Annotated in this window: 12 protein-coding genes; 2 read left to right on the forward strand and 10 right to left on the reverse strand. The window is 49.0% G+C overall.

The features are described from left to right. Nucleotides 1-44 precede the first annotated feature (44 nt). Nucleotides 45-680, forward strand: coding sequence for an orotate phosphoribosyltransferase (gene pyrE / locus ACYVSB_RS02735; RefSeq protein WP_461218497.1), 636 nt, complete (start codon nt 45-47; stop codon nt 678-680). Nucleotides 681-1,658: 978 nt separating this feature from the next. Here pyrE and ACYVSB_RS02740 read toward each other — a convergent pair. The 9 genes from ACYVSB_RS02740 to parE form a co-directional block, all read right to left on the reverse strand. Next, nucleotides 1,659-2,180, reverse strand: a complete 522-nt coding sequence (locus ACYVSB_RS02740) for a GNAT family N-acetyltransferase (RefSeq protein ID WP_461218350.1) — start codon at nt 2,178-2,180, stop codon at nt 1,659-1,661. A 191-nt stretch (nt 2,181-2,371) separates the two neighbouring features. Continuing rightward, entirely contained in the window at nt 2,372-3,289 is a 918-nt protein-coding gene (locus ACYVSB_RS02745) for a metallophosphoesterase family protein (protein ID WP_461218351.1), read from the reverse strand. A gap of 173 nt (nt 3,290-3,462) precedes the next feature. Next, entirely contained in the window at nt 3,463-3,912 is a 450-nt protein-coding gene (locus ACYVSB_RS02750; RefSeq protein ID WP_461218352.1) for a GNAT family N-acetyltransferase, read from the reverse strand. A gap of 288 nt (nt 3,913-4,200) precedes the next feature. Continuing rightward, nucleotides 4,201-5,130, reverse strand: a complete 930-nt coding sequence (locus ACYVSB_RS02755) for a manganese-dependent inorganic pyrophosphatase (RefSeq protein ID WP_461218353.1) — start codon at nt 5,128-5,130, stop codon at nt 4,201-4,203. Between the two features lie 187 nt (nt 5,131-5,317). Then, nucleotides 5,318-6,280: a LysR family transcriptional regulator gene (locus ACYVSB_RS02760; RefSeq protein WP_461218354.1), complete on the reverse strand. Its 963-nt coding sequence runs from the start codon at nt 6,278-6,280 to the stop codon at nt 5,318-5,320. Between the two features lie 183 nt (nt 6,281-6,463). Beyond that, the gene (pflA, locus tag ACYVSB_RS02765; RefSeq protein WP_461218355.1) at nt 6,464-7,240 is read right to left on the reverse strand and encodes a pyruvate formate-lyase-activating protein; all 777 of its coding nucleotides are present in this window, start codon (nt 7,238-7,240) and stop codon (nt 6,464-6,466) included. Nucleotides 7,241-7,345: 105 nt separating this feature from the next. Continuing rightward, nucleotides 7,346-9,607 (reverse strand): formate C-acetyltransferase, encoded by a 2,262-nt coding sequence (gene pflB, locus ACYVSB_RS02770; protein ID WP_461218356.1) that lies wholly within the window; start codon nt 9,605-9,607, stop codon nt 7,346-7,348. A gap of 310 nt (nt 9,608-9,917) precedes the next feature. Further along, nucleotides 9,918-12,404: a DNA topoisomerase IV subunit A gene (gene parC / locus ACYVSB_RS02775; protein ID WP_461218357.1), complete on the reverse strand. Its 2,487-nt coding sequence runs from the start codon at nt 12,402-12,404 to the stop codon at nt 9,918-9,920. A 5-nt stretch (nt 12,405-12,409) separates the two neighbouring features. Beyond that, nucleotides 12,410-14,425, reverse strand: a complete 2,016-nt coding sequence (gene parE / locus ACYVSB_RS02780) for a DNA topoisomerase IV subunit B (RefSeq protein WP_125595753.1) — start codon at nt 14,423-14,425, stop codon at nt 12,410-12,412. A 210-nt stretch (nt 14,426-14,635) separates the two neighbouring features. Between parE and plsY the strand changes: the two genes are divergently transcribed. Continuing rightward, nucleotides 14,636-15,298: a glycerol-3-phosphate 1-O-acyltransferase PlsY gene (plsY, locus tag ACYVSB_RS02785; protein ID WP_461218358.1), complete on the forward strand. Its 663-nt coding sequence runs from the start codon at nt 14,636-14,638 to the stop codon at nt 15,296-15,298. A 125-nt stretch (nt 15,299-15,423) separates the two neighbouring features. Here plsY and ACYVSB_RS02790 read toward each other — a convergent pair whose 3' ends face one another. Then, on the reverse strand, nt 15,424-16,302 hold the full coding sequence (locus tag ACYVSB_RS02790) for an aldose 1-epimerase family protein (protein WP_461218359.1): 879 nt from the start codon (nt 16,300-16,302) through the stop codon (nt 15,424-15,426). Between the last annotated feature and the right edge of the window lie 2 nt (nt 16,303-16,304).

Raw genomic sequence — 16,304 nt, forward strand, 5'->3', positions numbered from 1 at the left:
CCGTCGCTTCCACCGCAACTGACGCGGCCGCGGACAGTCAAGCGCTGGCGCACCAGATCGCCGCGGATCTTTTACGCATCAAAGCAGTCACACTTAGTCCACAAGCGCCATTCACCTGGGCTAGTGGCCTGAAAAGTCCGATCTACACCGATAATCGCCTAACAATCAGTTATCCCGCCATTCGGCAACGCATCGCCCAAGGCCTCGCCACGATGATCCAGCAACTTTATCCGCAAGTCGACGTGATTGCTGGTACCGCGACAGCGGGTATTCCCCATGCCGCGATTGTCGCGACCTTGTTGGATCTGCCTTTGATCTACATTCGTTCCCAACCCAAGGACCACGGTCAAGGTCGGCAAATCGAAGGTCAGCTAGCCACCAATAGCAAAGTTGTCGTCATCGACGATTTGATCTCCACCGGTGGCAGTGTCCTCCAGGCTGTCCAAGCCGCGCAACGTGAAGGCGCGCAAGTCTTAGGCGTGGTTGGCATCTTTAGCTATCAACTGCCAGTGAGCCAGGCCAATTTTGTCGCCGCCGACTTGCACTGTACCACCTTGACCAACTACACCAGCTTGATCGAGACCGCCGTCGACCAAGGATATATCAGCGCACAAGACCGCGAGATCCTGCAGCAATGGCGTCAAGATCCACAGGCGTGGGGCACACAATTCGCGGACTGATTTCGCGCTGATTTCGCTAAGAAATGAGGTGCCGCGGATGAGGCGTGGAAGCTCAGGCGCTGAGTAATGCGCGAAGTCAAGATCTGGGTAATGAAGTGATGAAACCTGTCCCGCTGCGGCAAGCTATTTTACGGGACAGGTTTCGAGTAAAGCAATCAAGCCAAATATAAATGACAAAGGGAAAATCTTTCGTAGCAGATTTTCTCTTTGTCATTTTTTGCGGCCGGCTTCAGCGGTCAAGTAATTCAGTTCGACTAATTCAGTTCGACCTGCCAGTCGTCGCTAAAATTATCATCTCGGTTTCGCGAAAGACGTTGCAGGACGATCTCGGGGGATGATCCAGAGATGGGCGGTAGGTTAGGTAGCGCGAACTGACTAAGCCATTCGATAATTCTAAGTTAACATAATATATATTATTGGAAGTAGTGTTGTGAGAATAATTACCGGGTTTGTAAGGACTTGAATAACGCCTGCTCATCGTGTGATTGATCTGATTGGCGTTATTGGGATCTTGTCTAGATTCGAAATTCTGAATCTTGTAACCCATTCATTCCTGCTACCAAATCACAACACTGGTTTCTATTTAATAGCCAGCTTAAGAGCCAGCAATTTAATCGCTACCAATCCGTCAATAATCAAATTCCGCTCTCGCAATCAACGCGCCGACATTCTAGCAACTAGCTGCCTACGATCATCCACTAATATTATCTACTAGCGCCAACAGCCCACACTAACGACCGGTGATCCAAGTCCAAGACGCGATCACAAAAAATGAACCGTAGCTCAGTTCAACGACTGCTGCTACGATTCACGTTTAGATCGCTTAGTTGTGATGACTTACTGATCCTTTTTAGTTTGAACGCCGCTGACAGCCTTCTGACGCACCATCATGAGATTTTTGTTGTGCTAACCCAGCAATCGCCAACGGCTTCTCAGCTCCCAGCTGACCGATGCGCCGATTACCAGGGATTAAGTGATTCAGGGAGCCAAGGTTGTTGTACCCAATCCTTTTTGACACCCGTTTTTACAGGCAATCTTTTGCATCCGGAAATTGATCAGGATTAGTTGTTGGCGCTCAACCTGATTTGCTTTGGTCACTTGATAACCATGATGTTCAAAAAACGGGCGTGCTGTGATCGAGGCGTCCGTCGTCCAAATCGACGCGGTTTGGCGCCGCTCGATCGTCCTTAGCAGATAGGCGCCGATGCCTGCGCCTTGGTGAGCCGGATCAACGTAAAGATAATCCAAGTAACCTGTGGCAGTCATTGCCGCAACCCCAGCAATTCCTTGATCTTGAGTGACGGCCACTAGCGTTGTCATGGACGCGACCGCCGCCAGCCAAGCCTGATCACTGAAACTAGCCCAAGCTTGGCGTTGCAGCCGATCATAATCTCGATCAGGAATTTGCTGAATCGCACGCCGGATCATCGCCAGAGTTGCTTCAGCGTCCTCAAGTTGAAAATCACGAAAGCTGACCGAAGCGGGCTTGCTGGTCGCCATTAACAGACACATCCTTCTTTTATTCAAGCTTTTCGTTCAAAGAAATGCCAACAATTTCCGCCGATTGGCTTGTCAAAAAATGCGGTTTCATGTTACCTTGTTCACGAATTTTGCCGGAATTAGTACCCCATTTGATTCATTATTCGTGGGTTTTATTCGTGGGTTTTATTCGTGGGTTTTATTCGTGGGTTTTATTCGTGGGTTTCTGGCGCGTGATTCGGGCTGGTGGACCCCGCTGGCTTGCGCTTGCCCTTCAAAAAAGCCTGCGCCCGCGCCACATAAGGCGTTTGCTGATTACAAGCGGTCAACGTCTGGGCATCATGGGTACTGGACTGCCCGGTGAGACAAACCTTACGATACAACTCGTAATATGGCAACGCGGCTTGTTCCGCTGCAGCCAGCTCCGCGGTAACATCGTAAGCCACATGACGAAAATCAACCCCGGCGAACCCTTGATCATCAAGGCGCAACAAGGCAAATTGGGCGCGGTGATCCTGAAACAACGGCCCCCACTCACTAAATGGTTGCCCAATGGATCCTGGATTGATCACCAGTTGATCCTGACGACTGGTCCGCAGCAGCTGATGATGCACGTGTCCGTAAACAACTAAATCAACAGGACCGCCAGCCTGTTGCTCCGCCTGATTCAGCAGGTTATCGAACTGATCCTGCTCCTGAAAAGGTAACAGCTGGTGCCCATAATTGATCTGCGGCAAATTATGATTCAGGGAAATCGTCAGCCCATTGCGCCGCACAATAGCGGTGATGGGGCTAGTCGCTAGCCGTTGCGCGTAGGCCGGCTTCAGGTCACGACAAACATATTCAACCAAGTTGGTCACGTAAACATCTTGCGTATTGGCCAAATCAACGAACTGAGCACCATTTCGACTGATTTCATCAACGAAAGCGTCCCAATTCCCTTTGAGAAAAACGGTCAAATTGACTTGATCAAGTAACTCAAACAACTGATTAGTCCCCGGTCCCGGCATCACCAGGTCGCCTAAGTACCAATACTCGGTCGCGCCTTCAGCCTGCGCCGCCGCCAAAACCGCCGTTAACGCTTGAACATTGCCATGAACATCCGATAAAATTGCGATGCGCTGATCCATAATTACCCTCTTTTATCTGTCTAATCTTATCTATTTGGCTAGCCTTATCTATTTCTGATTGGTTGCAGATTGTTAGATTTTCGAACCGCTCAAGCCAGCCGTCAAAGCAAAATCATTCTTCATACTTAATACTTACATAAATCCGGCATAAGTCCGGCAGTTCGACGACCAGTTTAGGCGCTGATTTCCCGCCGCCAAGCCATCGCGATCTCCGGGAATCCGGTGTTCTGGTCGATTTGGTGACAACTGATCACGAAATTCTGGCGCAAGTAGAAATTGATCGCGTGGGTATTCGCCTCGTAGGCGTATAAGGTCAATTGCGGGACCGCCTGTTTCGCCTCAATGATCAAGCGTTGCCCCCAGCCTTGATGGCGATGCTCCGATGAAATGAACAAGCCCGCAATTTCTGTTTCAATCAGACCCAAGAAGCCAATGATTGGCGCGGTCGGCGCTTCACGGGCGACAAACAAGCGGGCCTCAGGCAATTGGCGCCGCACACTTTCTAAATTCTCCTGCCAATAGTCAGCCGTAATGAAATCATGGGCATCTAAATTACCCTGTAACCAAATATCAGCAATCGTAGTAATCTCGGCCATCGTCGGCACCAAAAGTTCATTGATCATAAATCGACCCTCCAGCACTGCTCATTGAGCTTGAGCAGTTACGTTTTAGTGGCACTAATTCTGTCTTAGCAAATCATATTTAGCAACATCAGCAACATCGGCAACTTTTTATTTTAACAATAATGCGGTCAGAATGAAACTACTGTTGATCAATTTCCTCTAGTAAGCTTCCATGCTACGAAAAAAGCCAGGGATCAGCATTGATCCTTGACCTCGTTTTCTGGTACCGTAGCGTTGAACAACCGGAAACTGTTGCCACCGCTGCTTTGACCAAATTCTTTGATTGCTCTAAAAAGCAGCCGTCAATGGTGGGACGACTTGTTTCTTCCGGGAAACAACGCCAGGTAGCTCAACCACGTGATCAACCAGCTTCTTGCCAAACGCCTTTTCAAAGGCAGCTAATCCGTTCGCCGCGCCATAGGCCAATACTTGGGAATCGCTGGTCAAAATATTGGTGATGATGACGACGAATAAGGCGTAATCGTGGGCGCTGATTTCTTGATCGATCGCCGCCGCTAAAGCAGCTTGGCGTGCTAAAACACTCGGAAGGTCGATGGTGTTGATCTGCGCAACACGGACCGCGTTCCCGTTCATTTCGAAACTTTTAGCGTCAAGGTCGATCAATTCCGCCTCGGATTTAGCAGATAGATCTGTTCCCGCCTTCAACATGGCTAACCCATAGGCTTCGTAATCCACATCAGCAATCTTCGCCAAAGCGACAACAGCGGCGCGATCCAAAGGTGTGGTGGTTGGTGATTTGAAAAGTAAAGTGTCCGAAATAATCGCGGACAGCATCAGGCCAGCAATCGCTTGCGGAATCGCGATCTCATGTTGCTCATACATTTCCCACAGGATCGTGCTGGTACAGCCTACAGGTTCAGCGCGATAATATAAGGGTTCCGCCGTATTGAAGTTGCTGATCCGATGATGATCGACCACGTGTGAAACGCGCACGTCGGCAATATCGCTGACACTTTGCTGAGGTTCGTTATGATCCACTAACATGACGGCTTGAACTTCATTAGCCGCTGTTTCGATGACCCGCGGTGCTGACACACCGAAATGATCTAACGCATAGGCCGTCTCTTCATTCGGTGCGCCTAAAGCCACCGCTTCCGTATCCGCGCCTAATTGTTTTTCTAGATAAGCGTAGGAGATCGCCGCCGCGATCGCATCTGTATCTGGATTTTGATGTCCGAAGACAAGTTCCTTTGCCATAAAAAAAGCTCCTTCACTGATATCATCTTGACTGCTAAATTGCCTGTCTTACAAATTAACTGTTCAGTTCTATTCTACCGCAAAAAGCAGAGTCTGTGACCCCCAATCGCAATTTATTCCCCTCACCAATCGCGGACAGCAAAAATCCAGGAGACAATGAACGGTCCCCTGGATTCCTAGGTCAAATTTAACGAAGCGCGACGCCTTCACTTAAGACCGTGCCATAATCACGTTCCTTGAAGAAATCATCCCACTCACTGAAGAAGCGTTCGATCCGCGGAATCTTCAGCTTGTCTTGACGATAAACGAAAGCCATATCGAAATTGATTGCTGGGTCAAAGGTCGCCTGCTCCAACTTAAACTCATTTTGGTGAGCTAACCAGAAGCTATACGGTAATGCAGTTGACAGGCCGCGCGCTTGAGCGAAACGCATGATTTGGAACGGTGACGTGAACTGCGCCCGACTGACCGGTTCGTCAACCATCTTATTCTTGTAGACCTCCAGCAGCAATTGCGAAATAAAGTAATCAGGCGGATAAGTGACCCAATCTGTTTTCGTAGTCGCCGGTAAGCGAACTTTAGGTTTATCCGCCAACTTCTCATCTTGATGGAAGAAGATCAAATGATCCGAAAAGATCTTGCGGCTGCCATACGAACGCCAATTCTTGATGCTTTGGTCTGGGACGTACATCACCGCTAGATCAATTTGGTTGTTCTCCAATTGATCCCAAATCTCCCGCCGTGTCAGTAAAACAAACCGCACTTTAATGTCCGGATATTTCTCTGAGAAGTGAATGAAGAAGGCTTCGAAAGCGCTGTCTTCCATTGACGAAAGAAACCCAATATTGATTGACCCACTGGTTGGACTGGTAGATTGTTGCACCTTATCCAAGGCCTCGTTGACCAGCGCAAAAATGGACTGAGTGGTCGCTAGCATCGTCCGACCAGCATCCGATAGATATAATTTTTTCCCGATCGAGAAGAAGACCGGAGCCCCCACAGTTCGCTCTAGCTTCTTGATCTGTTGTGTCAACGCCGGCTGCGTAATTCCTAGAATCTGCGCCGCTTGCGTGTAATTCATCGTCTCGGCCAACTGTAAAAAGTAAGTCAGCGTTTTCGAGGCGAACAAGTTCTCTTGACGTGTTTTCATGAATATCCCCCCACTTATTTTAAAGTCTTCGGAACTTTAACATTATAATAATATAAGAGCGTAAAAAGGGCAACAATTTTGATTGTTGCCCCTGCTTAAGCCATTTCTAAGACGATTTGCTAACTAAAAGTTAACCATCTTGTCTAGGCAAGTCCGACTTTTCGTGCAGAAATGCACGATTTTTTAGCGTGTCCGCCAGCCCTGATAATCGTCAACTTGTAATAAATTCTCAGCGTTAACAACACGATCATGGGTTGGTGGCTCGATGCCCTTCAGCGGATAATCGATTCCCAGGGTTTCATACTTAACCACACCCATTGTGTGATATGGCAAAATCTCAACCTTGTCAACGTTATTGAGGGTCTTAATGTAATGACCTAAGTCTCGCAAATTCTCATCATAATCAGTGCGTTCCGGCACCAAAACGTGACGGATCCACATATGGTGACCATTATCAGACATATATTGAATCATCGCTAAGACGGTCTCATTATTAAACCCAGTCAGCCGTTTATGACGATCGGTGTCGATCTGCTTGATATCCACCAAAGACACATCAGTAACCGCCATCAACTGCTTGAACTTGCTGAACCATGGCTCTTTATAAGTAAAGGGTTGACCACAAGTGTCCAAGCAAGTATTGATCCCTTCAGCTTTCGCCTTAGTAAACAAATCGATCAAGAAATCGATCTGCAACAAGGATTCGCCACCGCTACAGGTGATGCCGCCGCGTTTGCCCCAAAAAGCACGATACTTGATGGCGTCAGCTAGAATCTCGTCGCTGGTCATTTCATCCCCAGTGCCGATGTTCCAAGTGTCGGGATTATGGCAGAACTCGCAACGCATCCGGCAACCTTGGAGGAAAATCACGTAGCGGATCCCCGGTCCATCCACGGAACCGAATGTTTCAATCGAATGAACATAGCCCATCACTGGTTTTGTTGTTGTCGCTAATACCATAACAGTCATTCCTTTCAAACTACAAAAGGCAATAAACCGTAGTTGTTTATTGCCTTTTGTAGAAAGCGCTTGGACAGCGCTCCCTAACTAAAATGTGTTGTAGAACTACATTGTTTCGAAGTAAGTCCGCGAAATAACGTCGTCTTGTTGTTCCTTCGTCAAGTCTGCGAAGTAGACACAGTACCCGGAAACACGAACAGTCAATGTCGGATATTCTTCAGGATGTTGTTGCGCGTCGATCAGCGTATCACGGTTGAATACGTTGATGTTCAAATGCATCCCATTGTTCTCGATGTAGCCATCGACCATGTTAACCAGAGTATCTTTGCGTGCTTCATCATCATGACCTAAAGTATTTGGTGTTACGCCAAAGGTATTGGAAATGCCATCGCGTGCGTAGTGGTATGGTAATTTAGCAGTTGAAAGCAAGGAAGCCAAGGCACCGTTCTTTTCAGCACCGTATGCAGGGTTAGCACCAGGTGAGAATGGTTCGCCAGCTTTACGACCATTAGGAGTTGTCCCAGTATTCTTACCATAAACAACGTTAGAAGTGATCGTCAAAATCGAAGTTGATAATTTCGCGCCGCGATACAGATGATGTTTGTTCATCTTTTCGAAGAAGGCTTGAACTAACCATTTCGCGATATCATCTGCCCGATCGTCATTGTTACCATAACGTGGATAGTCGTCATTGTCAGCAGTGAAGTCAACAGCGATGCCGTTTTCGTCACGGATAACCTTAACGTGGCCATACTTGATAGCGGAAATTGAGTCAACGGCATGGGAGAAGCCAGAGATCCCAGTCGCGAATGTCCGATCGAGGTCAGTGTTCTTCAAAGCCATTTGCGCAGCTTCATAGTAATACTTGTCATGCATATAATGGATCGCGTTCAAGGAGTTAACGTAAACGTCAGCTAACCAGTCCATCATTGGTGAGAGCTTCTTCATGAATTCATCGTAGTCGATGTATTCAGAAGTGATGCCTTCGTAAGCAGGTCCAACTTGTGCTTTACCTAATTCATCAACACCACCGTTGATCGTGTAAAGAATGACCTTCGCTAAGTTAGCCCGAGCGCCGAAGAATTGCATCCCTGTTGCGATCGGTTGTGCTGATACACAGCAAGCGATGCCGTAGTAATCAGTGCCCCATTCGTTACGCATCAAGTCATCGTTTTCGTATTGGATCGTTGAGCTCTTGATCGAAACTTCAGTCGCATAGCGTTTGAAGCCTTCTGGCAAGCGATCTGACCATAACAAAGTGATGTTAGGTTCTGGCGCAGCACCCATGTTATCCAAGGTCTTCAAGAAACGGAAAGCAGTCTTAGTAACATGATGACGGCCATCAATACCCATGCCGCAAAGTGATAAGGTTGCCCAGATTGGGTCGCCAGAGAATAATGAGTTGTAATCTTCAGTCCGAATGAAGCGAACCATCCGTAACTTCATGACCATATGATCAATATATTCTTGAGCTTGTTCTTCAGTAATGGTGCCCCGCTTCAAGTCACGGTTGATATAAGCGTCGATCACGGTGTCGATCCGGCCAACAGACATAGCAGCACCGTTTTGAGTCTTAACAGCAGCCAAGTAGCCGAAGTAGATCCATTGGATTGCTTCTTGAGCGTTTTCAGCAGGACGGCTTAAGTCGAAGCCATAAGAAGCGGCCATCTTCTTGATGTCGTTCAAAGCACGATATTGTTCTTGAACTTCTTCACGCAGACGAATCACATCATCAGTCATTTCGCCGTCGCCAATATTTTCGAAGTCATGAGCTTTAGCAGCCATCAAACGATCGATCCCATAAAGCGCGATCCGTGGGAAGTCAGAAACTAACCGGCCACGTGCGTATGCGTCAGGCAAGCCAGTGATGATCTTGTAGTGACGGCATTTCCGCATTTCAGGTGTGTAAGCATCGAAAACACCTTGGTTATGAGTCTTGCGGTCTTCGGTGAAGATCTTATGTTGTTCAGCATCAACGTCAAAGCCATAAGCTTTCAAAGCGTCTTCGGCCATCCGGATCCCACCGAAAGGCATGAACGCACGTTTCAAAGGCTTGTCAGTTTGCAAACCAACGATTGTTTCCAAATCTTTCTCAATATAACCAGGTTTATGAGAAGTAATGGTGCTGACCACATTGTTGTCAGCGTCCAAAACGCCACCAGCTTCGCGTTCTTGCTTCTTCAAAGCCAGGACTTCATCATTTAATTTAGTTGTTGCGGCAGTAGGACCAGCCAAGAAACTTTCGTCACCTTCATATTGGTTCAAGTTCTTCTCAATGAAGTCGCGAACGTTGATCGTTGTTTGCCAATCTCCGCCAACAAAACCTTCCCAATAAGAAGGAGTTGCCGTTTTTTCCATCTGTTTCATTTATATAGCCTCCATTTGAACAAAATAGTTACAACACATTTGACGATTTAAGTATAACATATCACATTAGTTTTGCAAGCCTTTTCTCTGCCCTATTTTCAGGAGGTGTAACAGCGTAAAACGCTATCATTACAAGGTTTCGGAGCGTTTATGATGTAATACTGTTATCGCAATCACAAAAAAATATGCCAAAATAATATATATTGAGGTACAGATTAAACGAGTTGTATTATAACAAGACGCAGAAACAGCCATCCAACAAGCACCGCCGTTGCGGGGTCGAATGGCTGTATCAGTCAATCATTAAGTTTTAATTAGCCGAATCCGGGTCAGCATCAGGATCCGCTAAAATCGGTAAAATTTTAGTTGGGATCCCGACTTGATCGGTATCTAGGACAAAGCTGCCGTTAGAGTAGCGATCTCCGATTGGATAATCACTTGGTTGTAGCGTGACGAATTGCGCCGTCGAGGTCTGGATCTGCAATTCAGTCAGCTCGGTTGCGACCAGCACCACTCCCACGATTCGATGAGGCTTACTCTTTAGCTCCCGAAGGACCAGAAGACCACGACGGGCCCGATTACCTAATGGCAATTCACTGGCGCTCATTTGCTTATAGGCGCCGCGCTGGGTCAAGATGCCTAAGATCGGCTGCTCCGCCAGTTGGTCCGCGTTCAAGATCAAGGTGGCCGCCACCGTGTCGTCGTCTTTCAAACTGCTAGAACGCACACCAGCGGCTTTCGCGCCAACAACGGGAACATCACTTAAGGCGAAGTGAAGCCCATAAGCCTGGCGCGTGAAACTAAAGACCTCAGCGAAAGGCACTTGTTCGGGCAACAAATAGTCAACCGCCAGCACAACTGCCGCCGCGCTTTTAAGTGTGATCGCGTTTTGCGGTCGGGAACGATAAGTACGGCTGGGCTGTAAGTCGCTTAAGCTGACCTGTTTGATATAGCCATCAGAGGTGGTCAAAATAAAGTTGCCACCATGATCGAGGCTCGCGAACTTAAACACGGCCAAGACGGTTTCATTGCTAGCCAAGCCCACATCTTGCGAAAGATGTTGACCGGTATCCTTCCACTTAGAATCCATCAATTCATGAACCGGACGATACATCAGCCGTCCCAAGTTGGTGAAAATATACAGATGTTCCAAGGTGTTGGCCGGTTCGGCGTAGATTGGGAAATCTTCATCCTTAAGTCCATTATCGCTAGCACCGGTGGCTTGGTAAGAACGCAGGCTACTCCGCTTGATATAGCCGTCATGACTGACCAGCACCATCACATCTTCAGCGGTCACCATGACACTAGTATCGATCTCCAAGCTAGCGACTTCCGCTTCGATCTTGGTCAGCCGCGGTGTGGCAAAAGCTTGCTTGACCGTTTGCAGCTCCGTACGGATCACCCGATCAAGCTCAGTCGCTTCCGCCAGAATTTTCTGATAACCGGCGATGGCCACCGACAATTGTTGATGCTCAGCCTCTAAGGCGGTCACGTCGGTATTGGTCAGTCGATAGAGCTGTAAGGAAACGATCGCCTCAGCTTGCGCCTCAGTAAATTGATAAGCGCTGACCAAATTTTCTTTGGCATCGCCCTTATTTTTACTGGCACGAATCGTGCGGATCACTTCATCCAGAATCGACAAGGCCCGAATCAAACCTTCCACGATGTGTTGGCGCTTCAAAGCCTTGTTGAGATCAAATTCGGTGCGTTTCGTCACGACTTCCCGCTGATGCGCCACATAGGCACTTAACGCTTGTTGTAAGCCGACTTGTTGTGGCCGCAGATCCGCGATTGCCACCATATTGAAGTTATAGGAAATCTGTAGATCCGTGTTCTTGAAGAGATAGTTAAGAATGCCTTGACCGTCAGCATTCCGCTTCAATTCCACCACGATCCGCAAACCCGTGCGGTCGGTTTCATCCCGAACTTCGGAAATGCCGTCAACTTTCTTAAGGATCCGCAGTTCGTCGATTTTTTTGACCAGCAGGGCCTTATTGACTTCGTAGGGCAGCTCGGTGATGACGATCTGCTCCCGTTGACCCCGGGTGGTTTCCAGCGCTGTTTGTGCGCGCAACATCACCCGGCCGCGACCAGTTTGGTAAGCATCCTTGACGCCAGCGACCCCTTGCAAAATTCCTCCCGTCGGAAAATCTGGTCCCGGGACGAACTTCATTAAATCGGCCAAGGTTGCTTGCGGGTGCGCCATCAAATAAATCGTCGCGTCGATCACTTCCCCCAAATTATGGGGAGGAATCTCGGTGGCATAACCAGCAGAGATCCCTGAAGAGCCATTGACTAAGAGATTGGGAAAATGCGCCGGCAAAACAGTCGGCTCCTCCGTCGTATCATCAAAGTTCAACACCATGTTGACGGTGTCTTTTTCGATATCGCGGAGCAGTTCGCCAGAGATCTTACTCAACCGCGCTTCCGTGTACCGCATCGCCGCTGGCGGATCACCGTCCATCGAGCCATTGTTCCCGTGCATCTCGATCAAAGGCGCCCGCAGTTTCCAGTCTTGACTCATCCGCACCATAGATTCATAAATCGAGCTATCACCATGGGGATGGAAATTACCCATCACATTCCCCACGGACTTCGCTGATTTCCGAAATTCATGATCGTAAGTATTTCCATCAAGATTCATCGCGTAGAGAATCCGCCGTTGCACCGGCTTGAGGCCATCCCGAATATCCGGCAAGGCGCGCTCTTGAATAATATATTTAGAATAACGACCGAAGCGCTCCCCCATGACTTTCTCTAGGGAGAGTTCCTCGATTTTCTGTGGTTGTTCCGCCACCCTGATCACTCACCTTTATGTTGTTCGACTTGTTTCAAAAGATCTTGGGTCCCGGTATTTTGCTGGACATCTTCGGCCGCGGTCGTATCCAGAATACTGCCGGCCTCATCCAGAGTGAATTTAACATTTTGCTCGATCCAACGTCGCCGCGGCTCGACCTTATCACCCATTAAGGTGGTCACACGCCGTTCCGCCAAGGTGGCGTCGTCGATCTTGACCCGGATCAGCGTTCGTTGCGCCGGATCCATGGTGGTTTCCCACAATTGGTCAGCGTTCATCTCGCCGAGCCCTTTGAAGCGCTGCAAACTATAACCATGCCCCAATTCCTTGGTGGCCGCGCTCAATTGGTTTTCGGTCCAAGCATAACGGATCTGCGTTTTCGCGCCGCGACCTTTCTGCAGCTTGTATAGCGGCGGCAAGGCAATATAGATCTTACCAGCTTCGATCAACGGGCGCATATAGCGATAAAAGAAGGTCAGCAACAGAATCTGAATATGCGCGCCGTCATCGTCAGCATCGGTCATAATAATGATTTTGTCATAATTGGCCGCTGGTAAATCAAATTCCGCGCCCACACCGGCCCCGATCGTATAGATCATCGTATTGATCTCTTCGTTTTTGATAATATCTTGTAATTTGGCCTTTTGGGTATTCAAGACTTTCCCCCGTAAAGGCAAAATCGCTTGGAACCGCCGATCGCGGCCTTGCTTGGCTGACCCACCGGCGGAATCGCCTTCGACCAAATAAAGCTCATTTTTCTTCGGATTCCGAGACTGGGCTGGCGTCAGTTTACCCGACAACAGGCCTTCATTCTTCTTCCGCTTCTTACCGTTCCGACTTTCATCCCGAGCTTTACGGGCGGCATTCCGGGCTTCACGCGCCTTTAGCGCCTTTTGCACCAGCATTTGCGCCGTATCCCCATTTTCCATCAAGTAGAAGGTCAATTGTTCGTAGATCAGCCCGTCCACCGCCGAGCGCGCTTGCGGCGTGCCTAAGCGACCTTTGGTTTGGCCTTCAAATTGCAGGATCTCCTCGGGGATACGCACCGAGATGACCGCGCTCAAGCCTTCGCGAACATCGCTGCCGTCGAGATTCTTATCTTTGTCTTTCAGTAAGTTTGTCTTCCGGGCGTAATCGTTGAACGCCTTGGTCCACCCCGACTTCATCCCAACTTCATGGGAGCCGCCATCGCCAGTCCGGACATTATTAACGAATGAAATAATATTTTCGGAATAACCATCATTATACTGACCAGCAAATTCGATCTCAATGTCGTCCTTGGTGCCTTCGATGCTGATCACATCGGTCAAGGTATCCTTGTCCTCGTTTAAATAGCGCACGAAGGATTGCAAGCCATCATCGAATTTGAAAACATCGGTCCGTGTTGGCGTCACCCGTAGATCGGTCAGCGTGATCTGGATCCCCTTCAACAGAAAGGCCGATTCCCGCAAACGTTCCGCTAACACATCATAACTAAAGCTAGTGTTCGCAAAAATCGTCGGATCGGGCATAAAGGTCACCGTTGTTCCTGAAGCCAGCTTGCTCTTACCAACTTGCTTCAAGGTGCCAACCGGATGGCCGCCCTGTTCAAACCGCTCCTGATAAAGGCGATGGTCGCGGGAAACTTGAACTTCCATCCAGCTGGACAACGCGTTGACCACTGAAGCCCCGACCCCGTGGAGCCCACCAGAGGTTTTGTAATTATTTTCGGTAAATTTACCGCCAGCGTGTAACACGGTCAAGATCACTTCGATCGTTGGCCGGCCGGATCGGTGCATCCCAGTCGGCATCCCCCGACCTTGGTCCTTGACCGTCAAACTCCCATCGGCGTTCAGGCAAACATCGATTTCTTTGCCATAGCCACTGAGCGCTTCATCGACGGCATTATCAACGATCTCATACACCAAATGATGGAGCCCACGACTATCCGTGGAGCCAATGTACATCCCTGGCCGTTTACGGACCGCCTCCAGTCCTTCGAGAATCTGGATCGAATTATCATCATACTTCTGTTTAACCATTTAAACCCCCACTAGCGCTTCATACGAATGTATGTTCTTCTTTCAAAACATTAAATTAAAAAAGCCGATCTGTCAAGACTGGGTCGCCACACACACCGGTGATTCGCCCAAGCGCCACCTTCCATGCGGCCGCTTCTTAATGACTAACAGCAGCGCGGCCCCCACTGGTTGCGACCAAGAATACCACTGGTTGAGAAAACATGGTACAATATGAACGCAATCATTTTGGGAGGACTCACCTTGAAAATCGCAGTCTTAGTTATTTTAGCATATTTGCTGGGATCATTTCCTTCCGGCGTCATTGTCGGCAAAATTTTTTATCATCGGGACATTCGCCAGTTTGGCAGCGGTAATATCGGCACGACGAACACCTTTCGTGTCTTAGGACGCCCAGCTGGTCTGTTGGTTTTGGCCTTGGATATCCTGAAAGGGACTGTGGCGGCCAGTCTACCGGTGTGGTTTGGACTGGGGCTGCCCCATTACGCCATTCTCGCTTTCGGCGTCGCCGCGATCTTAGGCCATTCCTTCTCGGTCTTCATCAAATTCGCTGGCGGCAAAGCCGTGGCCACCAGCGCCGGCGTGTTGTTGGCCTATAATCCTAGTTTCTTCGTGATCGCCGCCAGCACCTTCGTGATCATCATGTTGCTCAGCAGCATGGTCAGCGTGGCCAGCATGCTTGGGATGATCTTGATCACCCTGTTTTCGCTCTTTTACCGGGATCCATTTCTAACGGCCTTGGCCGCCGCCTTGACCATTTTTATTTTCATTCGTCATCGCGAGAATATCAAACGGATCCGTCAAGGCACAGAAAATCTGGTGCCCTTTGGTTGGTATTACCATCACCAACACAAGCCGAAGCCACCGAAGCAATAACCGTCTAGAATAACCCCGCGACCCACCTCGTCGCGCAAAAAAGCTGTCCTAGCCCCGCCGCACTGATTCAAAGTGCGCTGGTACTAGTGGCAGCTTTTTTAACAGCTTCCGTAATTACGGTGGGATCAGGCGAAACTGATTTGATACTTCGCGCGGAAACGTTCTTGCGGCGCCAAGGTGTTCATGCCGAACTTCTCCGTCAATTCTCCGGTGGCGGTGGTCAAATCAGCGATGCCCCACCAAGGCTCGATACAGATATAATCACCTTCATGGGGATAAGCGGTCCAGATGCCCACAAAGGGAGCATCCCGCGTGTCCAGCGTCACCATGTGCGGGGTTTTATCGGAACGGATTTGAACCTCGTTGGCACTGTTCAACTGAAAAATCAGCGCGTCATTCTTAAAAACATCATGATCAATGCGCCAATCCACATCTGTCGGCGCTAGCGTGCGGGCTTCATAGTCGACCCCTTCAGGACTGAGGGGAATCTGAATCCGACTTTTGCTGGGCTTAAACCGCAAATAATAATCGCTGAATTTCAGCTCAGGGGTCATCGGAATCTTGAAGCCAGGATGACCACCGACCGCGAAGATCAGTGGTTGATCGGGACTGGGATTGGTCACGTAATAAGTCACATTGATCAAGCGGTTGATCAGTGAATACTTGATGCGCAACTCGAAGGCGAACGGATAATTGGCCCAAGTAGCGGGGCTATCCTTCAACAAGAACGTCAGACTGTGATCTGTCTCGCGCTCCAACGTAAATTCCGAATCTCGGGCGAAACCATGTTGGGTCATCTGATAAGTCTTGCCTTGATAGCGATACTGATCGTTTTTCAATTTACCCACGATCGGAAAGAGGTTCGGCGCATGCCGGCCCCAAACCTGGGTATCTGCTTGCCATAAGTATTCCTGACCAGTATGGCGATTGATCAGGCTTTGCATTTCGGCACCCTTCGTATTGACGGTCAGCCGATAAAACTCGTTTTGTACTTGAATGTCCATGG

It is taken from the genome of Lapidilactobacillus salsurivasis, assembly GCF_054785215.1.

What these genes read in the sequence shown, in the direction of transcription:
- ACYVSB_RS02740 (WP_461218350.1), bottom strand. Translation starts at nt 2,180, where the DNA reads ATGGCGACCAGCAAGCCCGCTTCGGTCAGCTTTCGTGATTTTCAACTT.
- ACYVSB_RS02745 (WP_461218351.1), bottom strand. Translation starts at nt 3,289, where the DNA reads ATGGATCAGCGCATCGCAATTTTATCGGATGTTCATGGCAATGTTCAA.
- ACYVSB_RS02750 (WP_461218352.1), bottom strand. Translation starts at nt 3,912, where the DNA reads ATGATCAATGAACTTTTGGTGCCGACGATGGCCGAGATTACTACGATT.
- ACYVSB_RS02755 (WP_461218353.1), bottom strand. Translation starts at nt 5,130, where the DNA reads ATGGCAAAGGAACTTGTCTTCGGACATCAAAATCCAGATACAGATGCG.
- ACYVSB_RS02760 (WP_461218354.1), bottom strand. Translation starts at nt 6,280, where the DNA reads ATGAAAACACGTCAAGAGAACTTGTTCGCCTCGAAAACGCTGACTTAC.
- pflA (WP_461218355.1), bottom strand. Translation starts at nt 7,240, where the DNA reads ATGGTATTAGCGACAACAACAAAACCAGTGATGGGCTATGTTCATTCG.
- pflB (WP_461218356.1), bottom strand. Translation starts at nt 9,607, where the DNA reads ATGAAACAGATGGAAAAAACGGCAACTCCTTCTTATTGGGAAGGTTTT.
- parE (WP_125595753.1), bottom strand. Translation starts at nt 14,425, where the DNA reads ATGGTTAAACAGAAGTATGATGATAATTCGATCCAGATTCTCGAAGGA.
- plsY (WP_461218358.1), top strand. Translation starts at nt 14,636, where the DNA reads ATGAACGCAATCATTTTGGGAGGACTCACCTTGAAAATCGCAGTCTTA.
- ACYVSB_RS02790 (WP_461218359.1), bottom strand. Translation starts at nt 16,302, where the DNA reads ATGGACATTCAAGTACAAAACGAGTTTTATCGGCTGACCGTCAATACG.